We start from the raw sequence: 10,200 nt of genomic DNA, 5'->3' as shown, positions 1-10,200 counted from the left end.
CAGCCCCCGAGATACTGCCGTTCTCCCGGTCCAGCGCCTCGAAGAACCTTGCCTTCAGGTCCTCAAAATCCATGATCCCCGCAACTCCCTGAAGATCAGGGTGTTGCGGGGATCACTAGAACCCACGACGGTCGGCGGGGGCGTCGGCGTCTCCGGGGCCGGCGCGGCACGCGCTCAGTCTTCGGTCTCGGCGGAGAACACGTCGTCGCGCGCCTGCTCCAGGGCCGCGTGCACCGCGCCGCGCAGCACCGGGTTGCCCTCCACCTCGGTCACCGCGACCGTGGGGCGGGTCGGGCTCAGCCGGCCCACCGCCCGCTCGATGCGGGCGGCCAGCGGCGCGCCGCCCGCCTGCCCGAGGTACCCGGACAGCACGACCAGACCGGGGTCGAGCACGATGTTCACCGACGTGACGCCGTAGGAGATGCGGACGGCCAGCTCGTCCAGGAACCGCCCGCCGCGCTCCTCGTCGGCGACGGCGGCGCGCACGCACTCCAGGGCGGTCGGCTCGGTGATCCCGTGCTCGTGGGCGAGCGCCCGCACCGCGTCCGCCCCGACGAGCGACCCGTAGCCGCCGGCGAGGGCCGCCTTGCCCCAGGTGGTCGACTCGGTGACGCCCTCGCCCTCCAGGCGGCGCGCCGCGCCGAGCGGGAGCGGCACGCCCGGGACGGGCAGGTAGCCGATCTCGCCCGCGCCGCCGGAGCGGCCGCGGTGCAGCCGCCCGCCCAGCATCACCGACAGGCCCATGCCGCGGTCGAACCACATGAGCGCGAAGTCGTCCGCGTCGCGCGCGGCGCCGTACGCGCGCTCGGCCAGCGCGGCGAGGTTGACGTCGTTCTCGATCGTCACCGGGCGGCGCAGGTCGGTGCGCAGCCCCGCGAGGACGCCCTCGTGCCACGACGGCAGGTCGAAGGAGAACTGGACGTCGCCGGAGCGGGGGTCGACGACGCCGGGGGTGCCGATGACGAACGCGCTCAGCCGTCCGAGAGCCACCTTCGCCGACCGGCACGCCTTCACTACGGCACTATGTACGGTTTTGACCGGATCGTCCGCTCCGTTCGGGTCGACGGTAACCTGGGCGACCATCCGGCCGGTGATGTCGGCGACGCCCGCGGTGACGCTGGACGGCCCCACTTCGAGGCCCGCGACGTAGGCGCTCGACGGCACCACGGCATACAGGGCGGCGTTCGGGCCGCGCCCCCCGGCCTGCTCCCCGACCACCGCCACCAGCCCCCGCTCCTCGAGCCTGGACAGCAGTTGGGAGGCGGTGACCTTCGACAGCCCGGTGTGCTCGCCGATCTGCGCGCGGGTCAGCGGCCCCTGCTCCACGAGCAGGTCCAGCGCCGCGCGGTCGTTCAGCTCACGCAGCAGCCGCGGCGTTCCCGGGCGTCTGGCCATGCTTGGCACCCCTCGATGTCTCAATCCGCTAACGGGCGGTTTTGTTTAGGAAAGTTTCTTGTTAGTTTACGCGCAAGCGCCGACCGGCCCCTACCCGGGACCGGTGGACGCGCGCAGAGCGCCGAGCGGCGAGCAGGGCGCCCGCGAACCATGCGACTGCGAGCGGGGCATGACCGGACCTTAAAGGGTCCGGGTGCCCGGCTCACACCGCAGGCCACAAGGCCGCGCGAGGCGATGCCGGAAAGGATCCCCCCAGTGAAGTACATCAAGATGGCGGCCGCGGCGGCCGTGATCGCCCTGGCCGCATCGGCCTGCGGCGGCGGCGACGGCGACGGCGGGAGCGACGAGGTCCCCGCCGAGCTCGAGGTCTGGATGATGGGCGAGGGCACGCCCGAGCAGACGAAGTTCCTGGACGGCGTCGAGACCGAGTTCAAGAAGACCCATCCCGACACCGACGTCAAGATCAAGTACGTCCCGTGGCCGCAGGTCGCCACCCAGTTCCAGAAGGCCGCCGCGAGCGGCGAGGGCCCGGACGTCACCGAGCTCGGCAACACCGACGTCCAGTCCCACATCGAGCAGGGCAACCTCGCGGACATCAGCGACCTGTTCGGCGACTGGGCCGACGCCAAGACCCTCAACAAGACCGCGCTCGGGAACGACCAGGCGGACGGCAAGACCTACGCGGTGCCGTGGTACGGCGGCGTCCGGGGCGTCTGGTACCGCCAGGACTGGTTCGAGGAGCTCGACATCGCCGTGCCCAAGAACTGGGCCGAGCTGTCCGCCGCCGCCAAGAAGGTCGAGGAGGAGAAGGACGTCCCCGGCATCGGCGTCGCGAGCGACCACACCAACGCGATCATCAGCTTCGTCTGGGGCAACGGCGGCGAGGTCGCGGCCCAGGAGGGCGAGAAGTGGACCGGCAAGCTCGACCAGCCGCAGGCGGTCGAGGCCGCCGAGTTCTACGCGAGCCTGGACGACTCCGGTAAGTACGTCGGCAAGAACGAGCTGGAGGGCCCGCAGCGCGACTTCGCGCTCGGCAAGCTGGGCATGTACTTCGACGGCAGCTGGGCGCTGAAGCAGCTCAAGGAGATCGCGCCCGACAACGCCGACAAGTGGGCCGTCTTCCCGATCCCGGCCAAGAGCGGCGGCAACGCCCCGGTCATGGCGGGCGGCTCGGACGTCGCCGTCTGGCGCGACACCGCGAACAAGAAGGTCTCGTTCGACTACATCAAGGTCCTGAACAACGCGAAGAACGCCAAGGCGTGGGCCGACTACAGCGGCTTCTCGTCCATGCGCTCGGACGTGTCGTTCTCCGACCCGAAGCTCGCCGTCTTCACCGACATCGCCACGAACACCAAGTTCCCGCCGATGACCGCCGGCTGGGCCGAATTCGAGCAGGCCAAGAAGGTGCTGCCGAACACGCTGAAGGCGATCATGCAGGGCGGCGACGCCGCGGCCGAGATGAAGAAGGCCAACGAGCAGGCCAACACGCTGCTCAACCCGTGACACCGGGGCTCCCCGCCGCCGCGCGCCCGGCGCCGCGGCGGCGGGGGGCCGCGCTCGGGGCGCGCCCGTCCCGGCGCGCCCGCGAGGCTCCCTCCGGACGACACACGGCCGCCCGTCCCTCCTGAACGGAACCGCCCATGCTCGACACCGCCCCCGCGGTGCGCACGCCGCCCGGCCGCAGATCCGCCGGCCGCGGGCGCCCGCGCCGCCGGCCCCGCTTCGGGCCGTACCTGCTGATCGCGCCCACCGTGGTCGTGATCGCTCTGCTGATGTTCTGGCCGATGATCCAGATCGGGATCATGTCGTTCCAGAAGGTCGGCAACCGCCAGTTGCGCGGCGAGCCGGCCGAATCGGTCGGGCTCCAGAACTTCAAGGACATCCTCGGGGACCCGTTCTTCTGGACGACCCTCCGGCACACGGTGCTGTTCGCCGTCGTGGCCGTGACGCTGACCATGGTGGTCGGGACCCTGGTGGGGCTCCTGCTCAACAAGCTCGGCAAGAAGATGTCGAACCTCGTCGCGGGCGGCGTCATGGTCGCCTGGGCGACCCCGCCGGTCACCGCGGCGATCATCTTCACCTGGCTGTTCGGGACGACCGGCGGCCTGGTCAACTGGACCCTGGACCTGCTCCCGGACTTCCTCGTCGGGGGCGACTGGCTCGGCTACAACTGGTTCTCCAAGCCGCTGCCCACCTACACCGTCCTCACCATCTGCGTGGTGTGGCAGGCGTGCCCGTTCGTGGCCGTGTCCGTGCTCGCCGGGCTCAAGAGCGTCCCGCGCGAGCTGTACGAGGCCGCCCGCGTCGACGGCTCCGGCCCGTGGCGGACGTTCTGGAGCATCACCTACCCGATGCTCAAGCCGATCTTCCTGGTCGTGCTGGTCATGTCGATCATCTGGGACTTCAAGGTGTTCACCCAGCTGTTCATCATGGCCGGGATGGCCAACCGGGACGCCTTCAACCTCTCGCTGTACGCGTACTCGGAGGCGTTCGGCTCGATGAATCCGAAACTCGGCGACGGCTCGGCGATCGCGCTGGTGCTCACGCTGATCCTGCTCATCGTCACGGCCCTGTACGTGCGGGTCATGGTGCGTCAGGGGGAGACACGATGACCGCGCCGCTCAACGCGCCGTCCCTCCGCGAGCGCGGCACCGCGGGGGCTTCCGCGCGCGCCCGCCGGCCCGGCCGCAAGAAGCTGCTGTCGAAGATCACCTGGAACACCGTCGGCGTGGCGGTGTTCGTCCTGGCGGTCTTCCCCGTGTTCTGGATGGCGTCCACCGCGTTCAAGCCGAACGAGGACATCTTCAGCTCGACGCCGAAGCCGCTGCCGACCGATCCGACGCTGGAGCACTTCGACGTCATCGTCAACGGCTCGGTCGCCGAGGTCTCGTTCTGGAAGTACTTCTCCAACAGCGCGCTCCTCGCGCTCGGCACCGTCCTGGTCTCCGGGCTGCTGGCGCTGCTGGCGGCCACCGCCGTCGCGCGGTTCCGCTTCCGGTTCCGCACGACCTTCCTGGTGATGCTGCTGATCGTCCAGATGGTCCCGCTGGAGGCCCTGGTCATCCCGCTGTTCCTGGACCTCAAGCAGCTCAACATGCTGAACAGCATGTGGGGCCTGCTCGTCGTCTACATCGGGTTCGCGGTGCCGTTCGCGATCTGGATGCTGCGGGGCTTCGTCGCCGCGGTGCCGCGCGAGCTGGAGGAGGCCGCGGCCATCGACGGCGCCGGACCGGTCCGGACGTTCTTCACGGTCATGCTCCCGCTCGTCGCGCCCGGACTGGTCGCGACCAGCATCTTCTCGTTCATCACCGCGTGGAACGAGTTCATCTTCGCTTTCACTTTCCTGGACGACCAGGACAAGTACACCCTGCCGATCATGCTGCAGTTCTTCTTCGGCCGCAGCGGCAACTCATGGGGGCCCATCATGGCGGCGTCGACGCTGCTCACGATTCCCGTCATCATCTTCTTCCTCATCGTCCAGCGCCGCATGGTGACCGGGCTGACCGCCGGGGCGGTGAAGGGGTGACGACCGACGACATCGCCACCACCGGGGAGATCACCCGGCTCGCGCGCGCGGCGCTCTCCCCGTCCTTCCCCGGGCCCACCGCGCCGGGCTGGCTGCTGGACGAGCTGGAGCGGGGGCTCGGCGGGGTCACCCTGTTCGCCCTGACCGGCAACGTGCCGAGCCCCGAGTCGCTGGCCGCGCTCACCGCGCGGATGCGCGCCGCCGGCGCCCCCCTGATCAGCATCGACGAGGAGGGCGGGGACGTCACCCGCCTCGGCGGGCACGCGACCGGCAGCCCGTACCCGGGCAACGCCGCGCTCGGCGCCGTCGACGACCCGGAGCTGACCCGCCGGATCTACCGGTCGATGGGCGCCGAGCTGGCCGAGGTGGGCGTCAACCTCGACTTCGCGCCGTCCGTGGACGTCAACACCGCCGACGACAACCCGGTGATCGGCACCCGCTCGTTCGGGGCGGACGCCGCGCTGGTCGCGCGGCACGCCGCCGCGGCCGTCGCCGGGCTGCAGGAGGCGGGCGTCGCCGCGTGCGCCAAGCACTTCCCCGGGCACGGCGCGACCGTCGTCGACTCGCACCTGACGATCCCGCTGGTGGACGCCGACCTCGCGCTGCTGGACCGCCGCGAGCTCGTCCCGTTCCGGGCGGCGATCGACGCCGGCGCCCGCGCGGTGATGACCGGGCACCTCAACGTGCCGGACATCACCGAGGGGCTGCCCGCCACCCTGTCCCCCGCCGCGATCACCGGCCTGCTGCGCGAGCGGCTCGGCTACGACGGCGTGATCGTCACCGACGCGCTCGACATGCGGGGCGCGAGCGGCGCGATCGGCATCCCCGAGGCGTCCGTGCGGGCCCTCATCGCGGGTGCCGACCTGCTATGCCTCGGGCCGAACGAGCACGCCGACACGGTGCGCGCGACGCTCGCGGCCGTGGAGGCGGCGGTCCGGGACGGGCGGCTGTCGCCGCACCGGCTGCAGGACGCCGCGGACCGCACCGACGCCCTCCGCCGGCGGCTGTCCGGCGAGGTCCCCGCGGCGCCCGACCGGGACGCCGGCCTGGAGGGCGCGCGCCGCGCCGTGCGGGTCTCGGGAGCGCTCCCAGGCTGGAGCGGGACGCCGCCGCTGGTCGTCGAGGTCGAGGCGTCCGGCAACATCGCGGTCGGCCCGACGCCGTGGGGCCTGCACCCGTGGGCGCCCGACGCCGTCCGGGCCACCAGCGGGGACGGGGACGCGGACCGGGTGCTGGACCGTGCCAAGGGACGCGGCCTCGTCGTCGTCCTGCGGGACGCGCACCGGCACGCGGAGCAGCGGTCGCTGACGGCCGCGCTGCTCACCGCGCGGCCCGACACCGTCGTCGTCGAGATGGGCCTGCCGGTCTGGCGTCCGGGCTCGGCCGTCTACCTGGCGACCTACGGCGCCGCCGCCGCCAACGCGCAGGCGGCCGCCGAACTGCTCGGGCTCGTCCCCGCCCCCGGCGGGACGGCCTGACCCGCCCCCTCGGGCGCCGGGCGCGGCTCCCGAGGGGCTCCACCCGCGGCGCGTCCGCCGGACAAAGGCCCGGTTCCGGCGGACGCGCCGCGCCGCGTTTCCGCACCGGCCCGCCCCGCGGCCCTCCGGCGGGCGCCCGACCAGTCCGGTGACGGGGGATAATGCAAGCATGCGATTGTCCGCTCGGGTCGACTACGCGCTGCGTGCCGCCGCGGAGCTGGCCGTGGCCGGGAGCCATCCCGTGACCGCGGTGCAGCTCGCCGAGGCCCAGCAGATCCCGCCCAAGTTCCTCGAGAACATCCTCGGCCAGCTCCGCCGCTCCGGCCTCGTCCGCAGCCAGCGCGGCCCCGAGGGGGGCTACTGGCTGGCCCGGCCCGCCGAGCGGATCGCGCTCGCCGACATCATCCGGGCGATCGACGGGCCGCTGCTGGGCGTGCGCGGCGAACGTCCCGAGCACGTCGGCTACGAGGGCCCCGCGCGGTCCCTGCAGGAGGTGTGGATCGCGCTGCGCGCGAGCGAGCGCGCCATCCTGGAACGGGTCACGCTCGCGCACATCGCCGAGGGCAAGCTCCCCGACTCCGTCCGCGTCCTCACCGAGGACCCGTCGGCCTGGGAGAGCGGATCCCTCATCTAGCACCGGGAGGGTGACGTGCCGGAGGGGGACGTCGTCCGGCTCGCGGCCCGGCGGCTGCACGAGGCGCTCGCCGGGCGGCCGCTGACGCGTTCGGACTTCCGCGTCCCCCGGTTCGCCACCGCCGACCTGCGCGGCCGGACGGTCCTCGAGGTCGTCTCGCGCGGCAAGCACCTGCTCGTCCGGGTGGAGGGCGGCGTGACCGTCCACACGCACCTGCTGATGGAGGGACGCTGGCAGGTGCGGCGCGCGGGGCCCGTCCCGCGCGACCACCGGGTGCGGCTCGTGCTCGGCAACGCCGAGTGGCAGGCGGTCGGCACCTCGCTCGGCCTCGTCGAGCTGCTGCGCACCGCCGACGAGGACCGCGCCGTCGGGCATCTCGGCCCGGACCTGCTCGACCCCGCGTGGGGTCCCGGACTCGCGGCCGAGGCCGCCGCGCGGCTCGCCGCCCGTCCCGACCGCGCCGTCGGCGAGGCGGTCCTCGACCAGACGCTGGTGGCCGGCATCGGCAACGTCTACAAGGCCGAGGTCCTGTTCCTGCGCGGCGCGAACCCCTGGACGCCCGTCCGGGACGTGCCCGACCTGGTCGGGCTGGTGGAGCTCGCCCACCGGCTGCTGGACGCCAACAAGGACCGCCACGGCCACATCACGACCGGCGACCGGCGGCGCGGCCGCGAGCACTGGGTCTACGGACGGGCGGGGCGCCCCTGCCGCCGCTGCGGCACCGAGATCCGCCGCGCCGGGCAGGCGTCCGACGCCGGCGAGCGCACCGCCTTCTGGTGCCCGCGCTGCCAGCCCGCGGCGTCCTGAGCCGGCGGTCGGCGCCCGCCCGGCACGCCCGGGAGGCCGGGCGGGTCGCCGCCTGACGCGGGTCACCGGATCCTGCGCCCGCGGATCCATCATCGAACCGGCCCATACCCAAGTCAATTCTCGGGTTTCCTTGCAAGCTCCCCAGCTCTAACTTGGGTGCATGACCCTGGACGACCTCCGCGTCTTCGTCGCCGTCTGCGAGGCGGGCAACCTCAGCGCCGTCGCCCGCGACCTGGCGTGCAGCCAGTCCGCGGTGAGCCAGCACGTCCGGCGGCTGGAGCGGGAGACGGGCCTGGTGCTGCTGGAGCGGCGGCCGCGCGGCGTCGTGCCCACCCGCGCCGGACGCGTCCTGCGGCGGGCCGCCGCCGACGGCCTCGCCGGGCTCGACGCGGCCCTGCGCCTCCTGGACGACCTGCGCCGCGGCGTCGGCGGCACCGTGCGGGTCGCGACCGGCGCCACGACCGTCCGGCACTTCATGGCGGGCGGGGTCGCGGCGTTCCGCGCCCGCCACCCCGAGGTCGCCCTGCAGTTCGAGACCGCCGGGTCGAGCCGCCGCTGCCTCGAGGCCGTCCGCTCGCACACCGCCGACCTCGCGTGGGTGACGATCGGCCCGCCGCTCGACGGCGTCGAGCAGCGCGCGTCCTGCGAGCTGCCGTGGGTGCTGGCCGTCCGCGCCGACGACCCGCTCGCGTCGCGGACGTCCGTCGCGCTCCCCGACCTCGCGGACATCCGGCACATCGAGCTGCCCGCGCACTCCACGTCCCGCGTCCACCTGGAGATGCACCTGGAGCGGCACGGGCTGCGGCTGGCGTCCACGACCAGCGTCGCCGACTGGGACACCGCGCTGCTGCTCGCCGAACTCGGCCTCGGCCACGCGATCCTGCCCGCGCTCCCCGGCTGGGGCGGCGGCTCCGGCGACGTCCGGCTCGTCCCGGTCCCGGACCTGCCGCCGCTCACCGCCGGCTGGGCCGCCCGCGACTGGGACGCGCTGAGCCCCCTCGCCGTCGAGTTCGCCGACACCGTCCTGGAGCGGCTCAGCCCGCGGTGACGTCGCCGCCCGCGACGACCAGCCGCGCCTGGGGGCCCTTGGGACAGTCGGCGTCGCCGCCGTCCGGCGTCACCCGCAGCCGCTTCTCGAGGACCGCGGCGCCGCCGCCGTCCCGCAGCGCGATCCGGACCTCGACCGGCTCGTCCGGCAGCCCCTCGACCTTGGCGAACCCGGTCTTCCCACCGTCCGGCGACGCCGAAGCACCGCACGCCGCGTCGGGCCCGTCGCCGTCGCAGCCCTGCGGGACGCTCGTCGTGGACGGCCCGAAAACGATCCGCGGCGTCCTGCAGACCCCGTCCCAGCACACCTCCAGCGACGCCGACTCGATCCGCGCCGCGTCGGCGGGCCGCACCTCCACCCGGATCCCCTGCGGCACCATCTCCATCGTGCAGAACGTCTCGGAGCCGCACCCCGCGCCCGTCACGAACACCGCCGCACCGGCCATGAGGGAACCCACGATCGTCCCCGCCGCTCGAACACCCATGTCCCATGATGACCACGAAACGCCCGAGCACAAGGCGATCGGCGGACCGGGCGCCCCGGGAGACACCGAGGCCCCGGTCCGTGCGGACCGGGGCCTCGGTGCTCATGGAGCCGCCCGCGCGCCCGGATCGCGGCGGCGCGCCGACGGGCGGGGCCGGGGATCAGGTCTGCGCCTGGAACATCCAGTGCTGCTTCTCGAGCTCGTGAGTGATGCCGATGAGCAGGTCCTGGGTGACCGGGTCCGGCTCGTCGGTCTCCGCGACGCGCTCCCGGAAGCGGCCGATGAGCTGGGCGAGCACGTCGGTGACCGCGCTGACGACCTTGTCGTCGGCGAGGTACCCGGCTTCGAGCTGCGGCAGCTCACTGCGGTCGGCGACGGTGCGGGCGCGGCCGTCGGGGTTCACCCCGATCGCCACGGCGCGCTCGGCCACGTCGTCCTGGCTCTGCCGGGCGAAGTCGACGACCTCGTCCAGGTGCTCGTGCACGACCTTGAAGTTGCGGCCCGTCAGGTTCCAGTGCGCCTGCTTGGCGACCAGCGCGAGGTCGATGAGGTCGACGAGGGCGCCCTGCAATGCGTTCCCCGCGACCTTCTGGGCCGAATCGGTGAGCGGGCTCTTGATGGCCGCCATTGTGGGCTCCTTCCGCGTCGTTACGGTTGTCCGTTACAACCGGGAAGAATCCCCTGCTATGCCGGGTCCAACCGTGAGACCGCGCACACCCGTCGCCAGGTCACCGGCGTGCCGGCGACGGCGTGCGCCCCCGGTTCTCAAGGCGCCGTCCCGACGGGGCCGTCCCCCGTCACCCGGCGCGAACGCGCTCCTCGGACCCA

Annotated in this window: 10 protein-coding genes; 7 read left to right on the top strand and 3 right to left on the bottom strand. The window is 73.2% G+C overall.

All coding sequences use genetic code 11. From position 1 onward, the window contains the following. Positions 1 to 174: 174 nt before the first annotated feature. On the bottom strand, positions 175 to 1,395 hold the full coding sequence (locus DMH08_RS12245; RefSeq protein WP_026405526.1) for an ROK family transcriptional regulator: 1,221 nt from the start codon (positions 1,393 to 1,395) through the stop codon (positions 175 to 177). A 255-nt stretch (positions 1,396 to 1,650) separates the two neighbouring features. Here DMH08_RS12245 and DMH08_RS12240 point away from each other — a divergent pair, with 255 nt between their 5' ends. The 7 genes from DMH08_RS12240 to DMH08_RS12210 all read left to right on the top strand — a co-directional run bounded on the left by DMH08_RS12240 (position 1,651) and on the right by DMH08_RS12210 (position 8,888). Beyond that, positions 1,651 to 2,898, top strand: coding sequence for an extracellular solute-binding protein (locus DMH08_RS12240; protein WP_125613805.1), 1,248 nt, complete (start codon positions 1,651 to 1,653; stop codon positions 2,896 to 2,898). A 137-nt stretch (positions 2,899 to 3,035) separates the two neighbouring features. Then, the gene (locus DMH08_RS12235; protein WP_026405524.1) at positions 3,036 to 4,007 is read left to right on the top strand and encodes a carbohydrate ABC transporter permease; all 972 of its coding nucleotides are present in this window, start codon (positions 3,036 to 3,038) and stop codon (positions 4,005 to 4,007) included. Beyond that, a complete protein-coding gene (locus DMH08_RS12230; protein WP_064743769.1) occupies positions 4,004 to 4,921 on the top strand; it encodes a carbohydrate ABC transporter permease in 918 nt (305 codons plus the stop codon). The genes DMH08_RS12235 and DMH08_RS12230 overlap by 4 nt, the downstream gene beginning before the upstream one ends. Next, the gene (locus DMH08_RS12225) at positions 4,918 to 6,399 is read left to right on the top strand and encodes a glycoside hydrolase family 3 protein (protein WP_233617548.1); all 1,482 of its coding nucleotides are present in this window, start codon (positions 4,918 to 4,920) and stop codon (positions 6,397 to 6,399) included. The genes DMH08_RS12230 and DMH08_RS12225 overlap by 4 nt, the downstream gene beginning before the upstream one ends. A gap of 169 nt (positions 6,400 to 6,568) precedes the next feature. Then, on the top strand, positions 6,569 to 7,033 hold the full coding sequence (locus DMH08_RS12220; protein WP_026405521.1) for an RrF2 family transcriptional regulator: 465 nt from the start codon (positions 6,569 to 6,571) through the stop codon (positions 7,031 to 7,033). 15 nt (positions 7,034 to 7,048) lie between these two features. Next, complete coding sequence (locus DMH08_RS12215) at positions 7,049 to 7,840, top strand: DNA-formamidopyrimidine glycosylase family protein (protein WP_125613800.1); 792 nt, start codon at positions 7,049 to 7,051, stop codon at positions 7,838 to 7,840. Between the two features lie 160 nt (positions 7,841 to 8,000). Continuing rightward, the gene (locus DMH08_RS12210; protein WP_026405519.1) at positions 8,001 to 8,888 is read left to right on the top strand and encodes a LysR family transcriptional regulator; all 888 of its coding nucleotides are present in this window, start codon (positions 8,001 to 8,003) and stop codon (positions 8,886 to 8,888) included. Here DMH08_RS12210 and DMH08_RS12205 read toward each other — a convergent pair. Then, positions 8,875 to 9,372 carry a hypothetical protein gene (locus tag DMH08_RS12205; RefSeq protein ID WP_125613798.1) on the bottom strand — a complete coding sequence of 166 codons (498 nt, stop codon included), beginning with the start codon at positions 9,370 to 9,372 and terminating at the stop codon, positions 8,875 to 8,877. The genes DMH08_RS12210 and DMH08_RS12205 overlap by 14 nt on opposite strands. A gap of 160 nt (positions 9,373 to 9,532) precedes the next feature. Further along, the gene (locus DMH08_RS12200; protein WP_125613795.1) at positions 9,533 to 10,000 is read right to left on the bottom strand and encodes a Dps family protein; all 468 of its coding nucleotides are present in this window, start codon (positions 9,998 to 10,000) and stop codon (positions 9,533 to 9,535) included. Positions 10,001 to 10,200: the final 200 nt, after the last annotated feature.

It is taken from the genome of Actinomadura sp. WAC 06369, assembly GCF_003947565.1.
In the GTDB taxonomy this organism is placed as follows: domain Bacteria; phylum Actinomycetota; class Actinomycetes; order Streptosporangiales; family Streptosporangiaceae; genus Spirillospora; species Spirillospora rifamycini.
Note: the sequence above shows the minus strand (reverse complement) of the source record. Positions and strands in the feature narration are given on the sequence as shown.